This window comes from Paenibacillus fonticola DSM 21315 (assembly GCF_000381905.1).
Taxonomy (GTDB): Bacteria; Bacillota; Bacilli; order Paenibacillales; family Paenibacillaceae; genus Fontibacillus; species Fontibacillus fonticola.
The window spans coordinates 1-16,193 of record NZ_KB907253.1 but is presented as its reverse complement, the minus strand read 5'-3'; the positions used below and the strand labels follow the sequence as shown (position 1 = coordinate 16,193).

At 52.0% G+C, this 16,193-nt stretch carries 13 protein-coding genes; 1 reads left to right on the top strand and 12 read right to left on the bottom strand.

Annotation, left to right across the window (positions count from 1 at the left end; all coding sequences use genetic code 11):
* Nucleotides 1-245: 245 nt before the first annotated feature.
* Both G358_RS0110585 and G358_RS0110580 read right to left on the bottom strand, forming a co-directional pair.
* Nucleotides 246-1,883 (bottom strand): response regulator, encoded by a 1,638-nt coding sequence (locus G358_RS0110585; RefSeq protein ID WP_019637190.1) that lies wholly within the window; start codon nt 1,881-1,883, stop codon nt 246-248.
* A complete protein-coding gene (locus G358_RS0110580) occupies nt 1,883-3,715 on the bottom strand; it encodes a cache domain-containing sensor histidine kinase (protein WP_019637189.1) in 1,833 nt (610 codons plus the stop codon). Before G358_RS0110580 ends, G358_RS0110585 begins: the two co-directional genes overlap by 1 nt.
* Before the next feature lie 158 nt (nt 3,716-3,873).
* Here G358_RS0110580 and G358_RS29920 point away from each other — a divergent pair, with 158 nt between their 5' ends.
* Nucleotides 3,874-4,782, top strand: coding sequence for a copper amine oxidase N-terminal domain-containing protein (locus G358_RS29920; protein ID WP_019637188.1), 909 nt, complete (start codon nt 3,874-3,876; stop codon nt 4,780-4,782).
* Between the two features lie 108 nt (nt 4,783-4,890).
* Here G358_RS29920 and G358_RS0110570 read toward each other — a convergent pair whose 3' ends face one another.
* The 10 genes from G358_RS0110570 to G358_RS29900 form a co-directional block, all read right to left on the bottom strand.
* Nucleotides 4,891-5,805 carry a polysaccharide deacetylase family protein gene (locus G358_RS0110570; RefSeq protein WP_019637187.1) on the bottom strand — a complete coding sequence of 305 codons (915 nt, stop codon included), beginning with the start codon at nt 5,803-5,805 and terminating at the stop codon, nt 4,891-4,893.
* Entirely contained in the window at nt 5,802-7,106 is a 1,305-nt protein-coding gene (locus G358_RS31275; RefSeq protein WP_019637186.1) for an MFS transporter, read from the bottom strand. The genes G358_RS0110570 and G358_RS31275 overlap by 4 nt, the downstream gene beginning before the upstream one ends.
* Nucleotides 7,107-7,342: 236 nt before the next feature.
* Entirely contained in the window at nt 7,343-8,149 is an 807-nt protein-coding gene (locus tag G358_RS29910) for an ATP-binding cassette domain-containing protein (RefSeq protein WP_240480007.1), read from the bottom strand.
* A gap of 149 nt (nt 8,150-8,298) precedes the next feature.
* A complete protein-coding gene (ssuC, locus tag G358_RS0110555; protein ID WP_019637184.1) occupies nt 8,299-9,093 on the bottom strand; it encodes an aliphatic sulfonate ABC transporter permease SsuC in 795 nt (264 codons plus the stop codon).
* A gap of 15 nt (nt 9,094-9,108) precedes the next feature.
* Nucleotides 9,109-10,260 carry an FMNH2-dependent alkanesulfonate monooxygenase gene (ssuD, locus tag G358_RS0110550; protein WP_019637183.1) on the bottom strand — a complete coding sequence of 384 codons (1,152 nt, stop codon included), beginning with the start codon at nt 10,258-10,260 and terminating at the stop codon, nt 9,109-9,111.
* Between the two features lie 41 nt (nt 10,261-10,301).
* Nucleotides 10,302-11,372, bottom strand: coding sequence for a sulfonate ABC transporter substrate-binding protein (locus G358_RS0110545; protein WP_019637182.1), 1,071 nt, complete (start codon nt 11,370-11,372; stop codon nt 10,302-10,304).
* Nucleotides 11,373-11,650: 278 nt separating this feature from the next.
* On the bottom strand, nt 11,651-12,067 hold the full coding sequence (locus tag G358_RS0110540) for a hypothetical protein (RefSeq protein ID WP_019637181.1): 417 nt from the start codon (nt 12,065-12,067) through the stop codon (nt 11,651-11,653).
* Nucleotides 12,068-12,224: 157 nt separating this feature from the next.
* On the bottom strand, nt 12,225-13,553 hold the full coding sequence (locus G358_RS0110535) for an LLM class flavin-dependent oxidoreductase (protein ID WP_019637180.1): 1,329 nt from the start codon (nt 13,551-13,553) through the stop codon (nt 12,225-12,227).
* A 102-nt stretch (nt 13,554-13,655) separates the two neighbouring features.
* Nucleotides 13,656-13,988, bottom strand: a complete 333-nt coding sequence (locus G358_RS29905) for a hypothetical protein (protein ID WP_019637179.1) — start codon at nt 13,986-13,988, stop codon at nt 13,656-13,658.
* A 5-nt stretch (nt 13,989-13,993) separates the two neighbouring features.
* Nucleotides 13,994-15,541 carry a sodium:solute symporter family protein gene (locus tag G358_RS29900; RefSeq protein WP_019637178.1) on the bottom strand — a complete coding sequence of 516 codons (1,548 nt, stop codon included), beginning with the start codon at nt 15,539-15,541 and terminating at the stop codon, nt 13,994-13,996.
* Nucleotides 15,542-16,193: the final 652 nt, after the last annotated feature.

The window sequence follows — 16,193 nt, the reverse complement described above, 5'->3', positions numbered from 1 at the left end:
GTCTTCTTATGCTGCTAAATCTATTATAGAAAAAGGACTTGCGGCGCAGTGCCAAGGAATTCCGCTTTTTTTCAACAAAAAACGCCTTCTTTATGCTTAAAGTCCCTCTGCCCTAAAAGGCATAGCAAAATATTACTGCCGCATAGCAATTTATTCGGATAAGTGCAGATCATTCGGGAGCAGATCCTTGGGATAGTACTAATGATTCGAATAGGTACAAAAAAACACCCCGGCAGGCGAGGTGTTTATCGAGTACGGAAGCTGCTGTAAGACTCCATGTATTCATAAGGAGAGACTCCGGCGTATTTTTTAAACAATTTGATAAAATAGCTTGGATTGGCGTACCCCACCTGTGCCGCGACATCCGCAATCCGCATTTGCTGGCGCTTGAGGATGCTCTTCGCCTGTACCATGCGAACCTGCATCACGTATTCATTGAAGTTCAATCCGGTTTCTTTTTTGAACAATTCGCTAAAATATGTCCGGCTGAGGTGGACATGCATGGAGACTTCCTTGAGCGTAATTTCCCCGGCAAAATTCAAACGAATGTACTCGCACGCCTTTTCTACCGGCTCGGCATAGCGCGGACGGGTGGCCTCCAGCCAGTCCATCAGCTCGCGAATCGCTCCGGCTGCCCAAACCGCAAGCTGAGAATAGTTCTCCTGCAGTACGATCTGCTCCGTGACTTCCGTTGACAGCGCTTCGAGCTTGTCCAGCGGCACCTGCAGACTGCGCGCCCAATTGATCGCCGAGTAGATCAGCTCCAATACGACCGCTTTCATTTGTTTAGGGGAGAGCGACTTTTCCTCTCCGGCCTTCGTCAGCACATGGTCGAATTGCTGCAGTGCCTCTTGCGGCTTCCCTTCCTCTAGCAATCGATGAAAGGAATCAACGTGCGGTTTAAATGACTGCGTCCAATGATCGGGATTGAGGGGCACGGTGTCCGAGTCCTGGAAATAAGCGACGCTTCTGTCGCCATAGAACCTTTTCCGATCGAGCGCTTCCAGCGCCTCGCGCGCCTGCTCAGGAAGATACGAGAGACTGCTGTAGGTCATACTAATCCCGATCGCCGACTCGACGCCGAGGAAGCGCCTTGCATTTTCCGCCACCCGGCTCGCCGTAAGCTGGAGCAGCTCCCGCTGCGACTTCATGCCTGATGCAGAGGCGTTCACGAGCAGCATATAGACTTCATTCATGTACAGGAAAGAGCATCCTCCGTCCGTCTCGGTCAGCAAAGTTTCGTTGATAATATTTACAATCGCCTGCTGAAGCAGATCGGGATCATTAATTAGCTGGCTCTTCTCCGGCCCAGGAATGATGCCAAAAGCCATCAGGGCAAGGTTCTTCTCCTGCAGCCTGATGCCGAAATAAGACATTTTGGACGCAAATTGTTGAGCGGCTTGGCCGCTGCCCTGAAGCAGTTCCCGCAAATAGGCCGTCCGCAGCACCTGCTCATTCTGATTTAACACATGGCGTAAATAATTGAGCTCCACCGCTTTGCTGCGTTCCAGTTCAATATCCCTCTTAATTTTCTGCAAAATATCCTCAAGCCCCGACAAGGTAATCTCGGCTTTGAGAATATATTCGTTGGCCCCCAGTTTCAGCGCCTCAGCCGCAAAATGAAATTCACCATAAGAGCTGAAAATTACGGTGCGCACGGCCGGCTGCTCTTCTTTCAGCTGTTTGATCAGCTCCAGCCCGTTCATCCCGGGCATTTTTACATCGGTAACGACGAGATCTACCGGGTGTTGGCGGCAAAATTCCAGGGCTTCCTCGCCGCCGGCCGCCTCGCCAATGATCCGGCAGTCCCCGCCAAGCTTGTCCACAGTCATCCGAAACCATTCGCGAATAATCCGTTCATCATCGACAATGAGAATATTCATCACTGCTGTATGTCCTCCCGTTTGTAAAATGCCGGAATGCGAAGCGTAACCTTCGTCCCGGCGTTCACCGCCGATTCCAGGATCACCCCGTATTGCTGTCCAAAGTGGAGCTGAATGCGCTCATGTACGTTCAACAATCCCCCGCCATGGGACAGGCCCCGCGTATGATCGGAGGACTGCACCTCTGGAAAAGGCTGCAGGGCGCTTCGATCCATTCCGATGCCGTCATCGATCACTTCAAAGACGATATCCCTGCCTTGCAAATTGCTGGGCTGCAAATTGTCGTGGTGAAGGTAGCCTTTGATCACGATCGTCCCTTTGCCTTTTTTCGGCTCCAGTCCATGAAATATCGCATTTTCCACAATCGGCTGCAAAATTAATTTAATCGTCCGATAAGCCAAAATGTTATCCTCTACCTCATATCGTACCTCCAGCATATCACCTTGGCGTATTTGTTGGATATAGACATAGTTCTTCAGAATGTCCAGTTCCTCTTCGACGGGAATCCATTCGTCCTCCTTGGAAATGGACTGCTTCAGCAGCCGGACAAGAGCCACGATGACGGAATCGACCGTCTCCTGCTTGTGCTTGTACAGCATAAACCGGATCGAGGCCAGCGTATTGTATAGAAAGTGCGGATTGATCTGGGATTGCAGCGTCTGAATTTCCGCGCGCCGCTTGTTTTGCTGCTCCCGCTTTACATCATCGATCGAAGCTTTAAGCTTCTCTACCATCTGGTTGAACTTCAGAGTCAGCAGGCCGATTTCATCTTCGCTGTACACGGGCGACCTGACCGTCAAATCCCCCTCCTCGACGCGGCCGAAATCTTTATACAAACGCTTGATCGGAATCGCCAGGCGGCGGGCCATGAAATAAGATGCTCCAAACGAAAGCAGAACAACGATCGCAAAAACGACGATGACCACCGTCTGAATTTTGTTAATGTTAGCAAGCACTGTGCGGGTCGGTGTATAGGAAATGAGCTTCCATCCGGTTTTGCCGATGGTCTGGAACGCAATCAGCTGATCGGTCCCCATTTCGTGATCGACGAAGAAGCCGGATTCGTATTGATCGATTTTTTCATAATAAGCGCGCGACTTGAGATCCTCGTAGGCAAAACTCGGATTATTTGATGAAATAATTTGGCCGTCATTCACGATGATAATCTCCTGATTGTCGTCCAGAGAACCTGCGTACAAATTTTTCAAAGTTGATTCATCAATACGGATAATGACCAATCCGATAGGAGCCCAGCTTTCAAAACGGTTGCTCGACCGGACGGCATAGACCGAGTGATCGTCATAGGCCGTTGTCGCAAGACCCGGGATCGGCTCCGTAATCCACAAAATTTGTCCTTTGGCTTCCGTTGTTGCACGGTACCAATCCTGCTGCTTCATAATTTGTATATTTAATTTAGAATCGAGCGGATTCGTAGATAGCGTCAGGCCATTTAGCCCCAGCAAGGTAATGTCGGTTTTCAAATTGGCGAAGGAGTAGATCGAGCTGGTCAGCAGCCGGTCAAATTCGTTCCGAATTTGCAGCTCTTCGTAGCTGTCCGGAGAAATTTGCGTCGTAAAGCCATAATTGACCTCTCGATTTAAATAAAAAGTGTTGGATAGCGAGATGACGTCGTCCAGCAGCATGTCCGCTTTTTCGGAAATCTGCCCTAATATTCTTAAATTCAATTGGCTAACCTGCGACTCAATCGATTGTTTAGAGACTTGAAACGAGATAATCCCAAACAGCCCCAGCGGAATAATAATCAGACACAGGGTCGAAAGCAGAAACTTATTCTGTACACTGCTGTTGCGAATAAACCATTTCCGGAACATTCTTGCTGACCCCCTCCTATACAGAAAATCTCCCGCTATACCACGGAAGATCGTAAGCCCAATTGATTTTATCTATTATAGCGAGGATTCAATTCGTCTGTCGAACCTTTTATTGGTCTACGGTGTTTATATTATATATTTAAACAAGGAGGAGAATTATGAGGAGAGGCGCATCTATCTTCTTGGCCGTTATATTCTGCCTTAGTTTGCTGATAGGGCAAAGGGGAGTTTTTGCCGCTGCGGGACCCGAGTGGCCAATCAGTCCAGTCGAAGTGAATGTAAACGGAGAGTTTATTGCCCTGGATGTATCACCTATCGAAGATAATAATCGGCTCTATCTTCCAATCCGGGCACTAGCATCCTTAGGTTTATCGTACAGCTGGAATGCTGCTTCGAAAATTACGACTATTCAAAATAAGAATGGGGAATATTTAAAACTCTCGGTAAACAGTAAAATGGCTTACAAGAACGAGCAAGCGATTGAAATGGAGACGCCAGTAAAGAACAAAGCGGGTCGTGTCCTTGTTCCTGTTCGTTTTTTCACCGAATCATTAGGTTATAACGTGCAATATGAATCTATCCGAAATATTGTATTTATTACATCCAAGGATTATAAGTTTGACGCCAAGTTGTTGGAACAAGAGGACCTGCAAGCCGCCCGTAAAGCAGCGATTTCACTGCCTGTCACTTCTAACTTCAAGACATTAGGCTTTAAAACTTACAAGGATCATCAGTATACTTTTCCAGGGGGCAAGGCAACAACATATATTTTTCACGATGGCTATACAACTTCTGTGGTAGAAATAATGGATGGCAAAGCTGTTCTAGCGGGGCAATTTGTAACACATCCCCGGGGTGGTGAGGCTATATATTGGGTAGGCTCCGTTACAGAATATAATGATCCCGCTTTAAAACCTTTTCCTGATTTTTACGCAAAGTTTTCTAAACAAGATAACGTGATTTCAACTTTCTATTATGAGAATGGAAGTGAAAAGGGCAGCTTTAAGAGCTCTGCAGCAACACAGGTGTACTCCGACATGATTCAAAACGTACCGGATAATATATAATACTTGCTCTTGAACGGGTAAAAAGCTTACTCCTAACGCATCATTCATGCCGGGGTAAGCTTTTGGAAATGGATCAAATTGTAACTTCAGCCTGTCGTTACAACGGCATTACTTCTTCACAAGCTCCCTCACCAGCCTGAGTCCCGACCGTATTCGCGGACGCCGCAGGTGCTCCTGAACATAACGGTAATTCACCAACTCCACGCGGGCATCCTGCATCGCATAAGCAAAATCGTCATCAAACAACAAGTGAAACTCCCATACCCGCTTCTCATAGTTAGGAATATGCCGGCTCATCCAAGAGTTTTCCTTTCCCGGGTGAAAATACGTCTCGCTTACGCCAGTCGGGAGGCTGTAGAGCTTGTCTAAGATCGACTGCTTGAAGCTGTCATACGTCTCTCCGGCTTGCAGGCCGAAGGGATGCGACAACAGGTAATCCGGGATCGGCACTCCCAGCGCATCCGCCAGCGCAGAGGCGCGCGCCACCGGACGCTCGATGCCGGACAATGAGCTGAGCAGCGGGTCCTCCGCATAAATGTAGCGAAAAAACCTCGCCGGCAATTTCCAGCAGGAAGCCTTCCAGAACATTTGCGGCAGCAGGCTGCGCCCTGTCTCCATGCCGTACAGACTGCCCATATGGTTATCGATGTGGCTGATGACGAGCCCTGCTTTTCTGACCCGTTCATACTGGGCATCGAGCTCTTTCAGTACTGCGCCAGTTCGCGCCTTCTGCTCAAACTCCCTTACGGTCTTATGCTGATAACCTCTCTCATCATGGAGCGAGGTATCCCCGGTCAAGCTCGCCCAGCGCAGCCTCTCGAACTCACTAGTCAGCGTGAGGTGAAGCCCGATATTCGCCCGTTGCCGGCGGACGCTCCAAGCTGCAGCTTCTTCAAAACCGGGAGCTACGGCCATAATGGTCGCCGAAGACACTTTGCCTTCCTCCAGCAAATGCATGATGGCCTGATTCAGAGCCGTGCTTTGTCCGAAGTCATCGCAGTTGATGATCAATTTTCTGCTCATGGCTGCCGCAGCTCCCTTCCGTTTTGTTTTCCTGAAGAATCAAATTTCACCCCAAAAGATATGATGACGGAGATAAGCAATAAACAGAACGGCACAACGCTAATTAAATATTGAAACGCCAGCTCCGGCGAAGGGCCCGGACGGTCCCCGCTCTCATACCCGAAGATCAGGCCGATCACAAAAAAGGCCAGCGCCGAAATCAGGCCGCTCGAACGCGTAATAAATCCGCTCACCGCCGTATAGATGCCCTCTCTCCTTAAGCCTGTTTTCTCCGCATCCTCGTCAATGATTCGTCCTCCGACCAACGCCGGAGTTACCAGGAAGCCGGCCAGCCCGAAGCCAAAAACGATCCCCGCGATAATGCCGCTAACCAAATTATAACCGAACCAGAGCGGAATGACGGATAACGCGTATGCGATAAGCGATAGCCGCCAAGCCTTAACGCCGTCCATGCTCCGAATGATCCAGTACCATAAGAACACCAAAGGAATAACCGAAACGAACACGGAGGCAAGCAGGATGGACACGAAAGCCTCTGAAATATGCAGAACGTATTTGGCGTAAAAAGGGATGATTGAGGCAACCAGTCCATTGACCGTTTGTGCAAAGGAGTTGGCGAAATTGAATACCCAAAACTTTGTATTCCGCAGCGTCTCCCGAAACGCAGCCATTAACCTGAGCGGCTCGCCTTGCCCTGGCTCCTTGCTTTCCTGTACGCTCATCATACAAAGGCTCATAAATACAGCAAATACGCAGGCGTACACGATAGCCATATTGGAAAAGCCTACTGCCGTAAAAATAACAGGCGTTAGTGCACTACCGATCAGCAGCGCCACCACCTGATAACCCTGCTGAATCGCAGAGGCTTTGGCGCGAAGACGATCGCCGCGGAACAGCTCCGGGAACAGCGCCCCGTAGTTGACCCATAGTACGGTAGCGACGGCCTCGAAGAGAACGAGGGTAATAAGAAACCAGGTAAACAATCCCTGCTCCGCTAATCCATCGGGAGGAGAGAACACGAGCACAAAGCACAGCATAAAAAGAGGGATTGCCCCGAACACCCATGGCCTGCGCCGTCCGTAACGGGTATTCGTCCGATCGGACCAGTACCCGAATAACGGATTGTTTACGGCATCCCAGATGAGAAAAATCGTCCGCGCCAATGTAGCCAGTCCAATGCCCAGCCCCAGCTTCTCCACATAAAAATAACTGTAAAACGAACTGAAGGCCTGACTTGGCACCATCATCGCAAACATCCCTAGTGCAAACGTGTACGGCGAGTTGATCCATTTCCCTTTCATGTCCTCATGTCCCCCCACTCCTGCAAGTGCAAATTTGAACTCCGATCGGTGAAGCCCCGTCGCCCCGCCGTTTTCTAAATCCCGTCCCAACGAGCCATTTTGGGGATGACGCCGCTAGAAATCAATCAAGCGATCCTGATTAGGATCGCTTGATTGATGAATGATTCCGTATGGAGCATGTTTCATTTCTATGCATGCCGGATGATGTTTAGAACCGGACGAGCCGGGCGGATGTATCAAATATCATATAAAGGAACATGAAGGCCGTGCTGTTCCCGCTCATCCCGGGCAAGTACCCGGTCAAAGATGATCTGTTCAAAATGGGCGAAGCCCGCATCCCGAACGCGCGGCCGGGCCAGCGTAATTTGCAAATCCAAGGCAATCTGCCCTTCCTCGATCAGAATGACCCGATCCGCCAAGGCTACCGCCTCGCTTACGTCATGCGTAACCATGACGGCCGTAAAACCCCGCCGCTGCCATAAACGCTCGATGAGGCGCTGCATTTCGATGCGCGTCAACGCGTCCAGCGCACCGAGCGGCTCATCGAACAGCAGCAGGCGCGGGTTCACGACCAAGGCCCGGGCGAGAGCGACCCGCTGCCGCTGGCCCCCGGACAGGACGGACGGCCACTCCCCCGCCCGGTCCGCCAGCCCGACCAGCTCAAGGGCTGCATAGGCGCGCCGCCGCGGATCGTCCGAACCCGTGCCTGTGCTGGCCAGTCCCAGCTTCACGTTGTCGAGCACGGTATTCCAAGGCAGCAGGCGCGAATCCTGGAACATGAGCCGCGTCGCAGGGTGAATGCCCTGCACCTCCTGCCCCTGCAGCCTTAATGAGCCGCTGCTCGCCTGATCAAGCCCGGACAGAAGGCGAAGCAGCGTGCTTTTTCCGCAGCCGCTCCGGCCTACGATGGCGACGAAGCTGCCGGGCTGTACCGACAATTGAATGCTGCGCAGCACCTGTTTGCTGCCAAACCGCTTGGACACCGCGTCGAGTTCGATCGATATACCGCTCGCCGGCCGGCCATGCTGTAGGCTATTCCGCAGGCTTTGCTTCGTGCTATCTGCTGTACTATCTGTTGTACTATCCCTTGCGCTATCCTGCGCATTACTCTCCCGGCTCTCGTCCGCATCGGCCTGTAGGGAGGGCTCTTCCGGAAGTGCATCCAGGTACGGATCCTGCTGTGCCCCCCTTTTTAGCCGCTCTTGAATTGTGAGCCTTCTTTGGCGAAGTGCGGATGCCATTTCAGCCACCTCCTCTCAAAGCCTTTCGCCATCAAATCCGATAATTTGCCGAGCAGCGCATACAGCAAAATGCTGAGCACCACGACGTCCATCTGGAAAAACTCCCGCGCATTCATCGCCATATATCCGATGCCGGAATTGGCTGCGATCGTCTCAGCGACGATAAGCGTCAGCCACATAATGCCGAGAGCGAAGCGGAAGCCCACCAGAATCGACGGCAGTGCGCCTGGCAATATAACCCGCCGGTACAGCTGCCAATGGCGCAGCCCATACACCTGGCCCATTTCGATCAAACCTGGATCGACCGAGCGGATGCCGTGCAGAGTATTGATGTAGATCGGAAAGAACACGCCCAGCGCGACGAGAAAGATTCTGCCCTCTTCTCCGATGCCGAACCAGGCGATCACAAGCGGGATCATCGCCAAATGCGGAACGTTGCGGATCATCTGGATCGTGGAATCGGTCAGTTTTTCCGATAGCGGAATGACTCCATTCAACAACCCTAGCACGAAACCCAACAGCCCGCCGACGATAAAGCCGATCAGTGCTCTCCACGTGCTGATGCCGATCGCCGCCGCCAATTCCCCGTTTGTCGTCAGTTTCCAGCCGGCCTGGAAGACCTCAATCGGCGACGGCAGCGTACGTTCAGGCATAAGCCCCGTGCTGCCGAGCACCTGCCAGACGACTAGAATGAACAGAGGGATATACCAAGGCAAAGCCTGCAAATGCCACTTCTTCTTGCCCATTCCTATCGACTCCTCTTAATGCGCCGATGCCTTCGGCGTTGGCCGCACATTGTTTGCTATAATCTCGCCGAACGGGCTGATCGAAGACGGCCCCGCCGCCTCGCTTCTTTGCTGCAGCTGCAGTGGCAGCAGCGGGAACAGCAGCTCCGCCACGCGGTAAGCCTCCTCCAAATGAGGATAGCCCGAGAAAATGAACGTCTCGATCCCCAAATCTGCGTATTCCTGCATCCGCTCGGCGACGATTTCCGGGCTGCCGACCAGAGCCGTTCCTGCGCCGCCGCGGACGAGCCCGATCCCTGCCCATAGATTCGGGCTAATTTCCAGCTGCTCCTTGCTGCCGCCATGCAGCGTGGACATCCGCTGCTGCCCGACCGAATCGAAGCGGGCAAAAATTTTCTGCGCCGCCGCGATCGTCTCCTCATCCAGATGCTTGATGAGATCATGTGCCGCAGCCCACGCCTCGTCCTCCGTCTCGCGAACGATGACATGAAGGCGGATCCCGAACCGGATCGTGCGTCCCCTCTCTTCGGCCAGCCTGCGCATCTCGGCGATCTTCTTCGCGACTTCAGCCGGCGGCTCGCCCCAGGTCAGGTAGACGTCGACGTGATCCGCGGCCACCTGCTGTGCCGCCTCCGATGAACCGCCGAACCAGAGCGGCGGATAAGGCTGCTGAATGCCGGGATACAAAACATGGCCGCCCTCGACCCGCAAATGCTTGCCTTCATAATCGACGGTCTCCCCGGATAACTCTCGCCGCCAAATATCGAGAAATTCACTCGTCAGTTCATAGCGGGCGGAGTGATCCAGGAACAAGCCGTCTCCGGCCAGCTCCACGGGATCGCCCCCGGCCACGACATTCAGCAGCAATCTGCCGCTTGATATGCGGTCCAGCGTCGCGGCCATTCGCGCTGCAAGTGTCGGCGAGGTCAACCCCGGGCGGAGCGCGACGAGAAACTTCAAGCGCTGCGTCACGGGGACCAGCGAGGAAGCGACGACCCACGGATCCTCACAGGAGCTGCCCGTCGGAATCAATACGCCCTCATAGCCGAGCCGGTCGGCCGCAACGGCAATCTGCTGCATATAATGAAGATCCACCGCACGCGCGCCTTGGCTGGTGCCCAAATAACGCCCATCCCCATGGGTCGGTATGAACCAAAATACTTTCATCACTCTTCTCCTCCTCATCCGATCCGTATCTATACAAATGTTTATTTTAAAATCCCATCATGAATGTCCAGTTGGTCTGGGATCAGCCCCAGCTCATAGAAGGTATCGGCAATCGACTGCTGGGCCTGCACCAGTTCCTCGTCGATCCGCTGAACGCCGTAGGCTCTGCGGCCTGCGGCCAGCTCAAGCGATTCAACGTCAATGCCCAGCTGGGGTGACAGCTTCTCCGCAAGCTCCCGTGGATTGGCCTTGGCCCAGACGTCGATCTTATCGGCCTCCTCCAGCAAAATTTCCACGAGATCCGGGTACTTCTCGGCAAATTCACGGGTTGCCAAGTAGAATTCATGATTGGAGACGGCCCCCTCCCCGTTGGCAATCACCCTTCCCCCTGTAGCGGTCTCCGCAGCGGCGAGAAATGGATCCCAGATCACCCAAGCATCCACGCTTCCCTTCTCGAATGCGGCGCGCGCGTCGGCGGGAGGCAAATATTTTACATCGACATCTTTATAAGCTACTCCGTTCTCCTCCAGCTGCTTCACTAGCAAATAATGAACATTGGAGCCCTTATTGAGCACAACCGTCTTCCCTTTCAACTCGGCAACGGATTGAAGCGGCGAATCCTTCGGCACAATGATTCCCTCGCTACGGGGACTGGCCGGCTCATGCGCCAGATAGACCAGCTTAGCGCCAGCAGCCTGGGCGAAGATCGGCGGCGCCTCCCCCGCGTGCCCAACATCAACGCTCCCCACATTCAGTGCCTCGAGCAGCTGCGGTCCTCCCGGGAACTCCGTCCACTCGATCTTAATGTTGCGTTCTTCCGCGAGACGGCGATCCAGCGCTCCGTCCGCTTTCAAAATATTGATCGTCCCATATTTCTGGTATCCGATGTGGATCGTAATATCCCTCGTCTCGGATGATGCTCCCTGCTCTAATGTATCTGACGATGCCGTGGCTGCCGCTCCCTCCGGGGCCGCTCCCCCCGAAGCCGACTGCCCCGCCGCCTGGCTGCCGCTGCCATTTGTGCTGCAAGCGGACAATGCTACCGCCAGAAGCAAGGCCGAAGCCGCCGCGATAACCCCCTGTGCTGCCCGTTTGGATGTTCTCTTTTCCATAACCAGTTCTCCCCCTTCTCTTTCTCTTCTTGTTCCTGCTGCAATTCCTTTTCCTGTTCCTGCCAAACATCCCTAAGAAAACACAAAGGTCCCCCTGATCGAAAGGCATAATACATGCCTCTGTTCGATAAGAGAGACCCTCCGGCGGTCCGGTAAAGTCAATTTTTAATTCTGTTAATTCACATCAACTAACTTGGATTATTTCGTATAATATCATCGAGGGAAGAATGGTGTCAAGAATTAAAAATTTTTATTATAAGAAAATAAAGTTGTATAGTTTAGGCATGGAACATTTGTTTAACCGATTCAATATCGTCTTCCAGCAGTACACGCAATACATACGGCGCATGCTTACGCCGGTCCGGCGTATTATAATATTGCGAATAATTATTCTCATAGTCCAAAGCATATTCAATTAACTGTCGCGCCAATTCGCTTCTAAGCTCTTCGAGTGTCTCGCCATCGGCGACTATATCCTCAATTTGCTCGATTGAACCAGTATGCCTGCCATCTTCGTCTTGCTCGTACTCGAAGGTCAATTCATAAATGGACAGCAGTTCCTTCGTTTGTTGTTTGGAGAATGCCATAATTACATCTCTGTTCCGTTTAATCGCCTGAGGCTTCTCACGCACGATAGTATCTATAAATTCACCAAAATTTGCTCTAACATCGGTTGCATTCAGAACAGTTTGCATATTCATCCCTCCTTGCCTCCATTTTGCAAAATTATGTACAGAATGTACACTCTGTAGTGTACTAATAATTAAACTAAAATGTTCTCTCAACCAAAGAAAACACCGGTTACGGTGTCTTCTTAATATCGGCAGCAGTTTCTAAATTCTAACTACCTGATTAATCGTTCAAAAGATTCTCCCTCAAAGTCGTGCCCGGATAGGATGTGCGATAACGTCCGCGCCGCTGCAGTTCCGGTACGACAAGATCAACGAACTCTTCGAAGCAGCCTGGCGTATTCGTCGCGATCAACATAAAGCCGTCTGCGCCGCCTTCATCCATGTAATGCTCCATTTGATCGGCAATGTCCTCTGGAGTTCCTACCGCAACAGGCATGCCCATGCCCTGGGCATAATGAAGCGCGGCTTCGCGTATCGTCACCGGGGCGCCGCCCTTGGCGTAAATGACAGATTCGAAGAGGCCTTGAATGCCGGGAACCTCGATGTTCTGAACGTATTCGTCTGGATTATACTGTGAAAAATCCAACCCGAAGTGCCCCGATATCCAGGCCAAGGCCGCCTCAGGATGAATGCAGGCCTTCATGCGCTCATATTTCTCCTCCGCTTCGCTGCGGCTCATTCCTACAACAGTTTGCAGGCCATAGATGCGCACCACGGAATTTTCCGGGCGGCCAAATTTCGTAAGCCTGGCGTTTATGTCCTCGCTGTACTGCCTCATCCGCTCCACATTCGGGTGTACCGCGAAAATAGCCTCGGCATACTGAGCCGCAAAGTCCCGGCCCCGGTCAGACGAGCCGGCCTGCCAGAACACCGGACGCCCCTGCGGAGAAGGCGCACAGAAGTGCCGGCCCTTGCTTTTAAAATACTTCCCTTCAAAGTCGATCACTTTCACCTTTGCCGGATCGGCAAATATACCGCTGGAGCGGTCCGCAACGATGGCATCCGGTTCCCAGGAATCCCACAATTGGCAGCATAAATCCACGTATTCCTCCATACGGTCGTAACGGTCCGTGCGCATCGTCATCTCCTGGCCGTAAGCATCCCACTCACTCTTGGAGTAGGAGCTGACGATGTTCCAGGCGATCCGTCCTCCGGACAGATGATCCAGACTGGACAGCCGCCGCGCCATCGAATACGGATGCTCAAATGCCGTCGATAACGTAACCCCGACCCCCAACCTCTCGGTTGCACCCGTAATAATCGGGACAATCGTGGACGGTTCATGCGTAGGGCATTGCACGGCATATTTAACGATGGCATCCGAACTGCCCTGGTAAGTGTTATAGGGCGCTAGCTCATCGGCAATGAACATGGCGTCGAACAAGCCGCGCTCCATTGTCCGGGCCATATGCTGCCAATAGGCCGGTTGGCTCCAGTCCCAATTCACTTTATCTTTGGCATGCCGCCACATGCCGATCGCGTGGCTGTTCACGCCGTGTTGAATGAATCCTAGCAGGTGCGCATGCTTTTTGGATGATGTGATATTCATGTTTAAAACAACTTCCTCTCTGCTTCTATTAATTCTAGGCTGCGTCTTATTTACTCCGCCGCTCCTCTATCTGTCTTGTATTTAACGTCCCGAAATTTCAACCTAAGCCTTCCTGCGCAGATCGATGGTAAATGCGAATATCACCGCCACCGCCGAACCAATCGCGATAAAAGGAACGTAACTCCAGAACACCGCCGACTTGCCCATCAAAAAAAGGATGACACTGGATAAAAAAATGCTGATGAGCGCCTTCCAGCTAAAAGGCGATTCGCTCTCCCATTCAGAAGCCTCGTAGGAAGCTTCGGATGCCGGTACTGCATCAAGCTGATCCCTTTTCCTGTCGTTCTTTACCTGCCGAAACGAAGCTCCGACATATCCTAGATAAATCAGGCTCACCACAATAGAAATAAACGAAGCCGCAATAACGTATGCCATGCGAATCACACCTTCCCTTGAATGGGCTGATTTGGAACAACCGTTGAACCAACGCCAGCGGACACCGCATGATCTGCAGTATGGTCGGCAGCATCGTCTATCAGCTGCCTCGCATGTTTCAAATCGGAATAATCAAACGGCGCTTCCCTGGACAGCAGGCTTAATACCACTGGAACTACTGCACTAATTCCGAAAATAACCAGCGTTCCGATCAGCTCGTCATAAATGATGCGCACTGGCAAGCCGATGACGATGCTGAGCACGATGCCCCAAAGAAACCCTCGGCTCGTTAATTTTCGCCAAAATATAGCCAAAATCAGGGGAATCAGCAGCGATGTCTTAATCGCGTACGTCGTCAGGACGAGACTGACAAAGTTGACGCCTGACATGACAATCAGTCCAGCTACCAAGGCACAGGCGATGATGCTGAGCTTGGTGACCGCAAATAACCGTTTCTCCGGAAGGCTCGGCCACAGCGGCTTGACGATATCAACGGCCACAAGCGATGACAGTGCCGAGAACGCCCCGTCGATTGTCGAATAGCACGCGTTCAGGACGAGCAGCACATACAGGATGACAATGATCAGCGGCAGGCCTAAATGAGAGATCAGATAAGGCCCGACCGCCGCAGCGTCGCCGCCGATCTCATCCAGTTTCAGTCCGAGTCCTAGCGCTACCAAACCAAGCAGCCCGAGGGCAATCGGAATCGGATAGAACCAGGCCCCGCCCCAAATAAAAGTCCGCTTGACGTGATGGGGCTTAATCGCCCATACCTTCTGCCAAAACGTCTGATCGGCTACCGTAGAGGCCAGCAAGCCAAGCGCCAACGTAACGCCGAAGCCTGCCGCGGCCTCGGGACGGAAGATAGATAACAGCTTCGGATCCTGCTGCGCGATCGATTCGAAGATGAAGCCCGCCCCGCCGACCTGATGCAGCACGTACAGTGTAACTACCGCAGCCGGAACCGTAATAAACAAGGTGTTGATCGTCGCGGTAATCGCCGACGTCCAAATTCCGCCAAAGTAGGAGTACACGGTGACGATGAATATGATTACCCCAAGAATGATGATTTCCTTGATGCCAAAAATCGTCTGAACGAGCAGTACAGCACCCTTCAAATTAATGATAATTTCGAGAAAAATACCGAAAATCATGCCGATGACGGCAATGACCAGAGCCGGCCGGTTCTGAAACCGCGAACGGATGAAATCCGTAATCGTATAGCCGTTGGGAATGACCTTCCGCAGCTTGACGGCGAATGGTACCATCGCCATCACCGCGATTCCATTTGGCACGGTAAACCAGAACAAGCCCGACAGCCCCCAGGTGTACGCTTGCCCCGAGGACATCATGACCGCCATAGCCCAGGTCCAGACGGCAATGACTGACCCGACTCCGAACCCCAGACCAATTTTGCGGTCTGCGATAATAAAATCATGTGTGTTGCGAACGAGAGAACGCCGCACGGATAAGGCGATGAACAGCATAACCAAGCCGAGTCCTGCCATCAGCACATATCCGATGTAGGCTGGAAGTGGATTTGTCTGCAGCATAGTAAACCTCCAATACAGTAAAATGAGTGAAAAACTAACGGCCAAACCTCAAATACGCCATTTCAGGCAACAAAAAAAGACAATCCCCAAGCAGGATAGTCTTTGTCTCTGGTGGTCCAGTGGACGCGCTATGCATTAAACAAAGTAAGTATATATAATTACTATGATTTTTATCATAGTATTATCCCTTTTTTATGTCAACGCTTTTCTATGTGATTTTGTCTAACACTATATATTTTTGTCGCAAAATGTTGGGCTGGACAACTAAATGGGGCAGCTAGTTATAGGATATGTGGTGAACCTCACGGTTAACGGACACAGGGGACGCTGATATGAACGAAACCTGTCAAGCGTCTGTGTCGCACCTTCGTTTTTGATGCACTTAAATAGAGCCTGTCAAGCGCCTTTTTTGACAGGTGGCCCTTTCTTTTCATACTTGATTCGGGTTCGGCTGTAATATGCCGGACCCCTGCCCTACGGCGAGTAACGGGGTGCAGGGGGCCGTGCTCCCTGCGTTTTCCCCAGAAGGGGGAACGGAAAGGGGGTTCATTTTCTCAGCTCGAAGGCAAAGCAATTCGCCAGTTGGCATACTGATATCCGTGGGTTCACACACATTCTACATTCGTCTGAAGAGCGTACCGCTAACTATTGT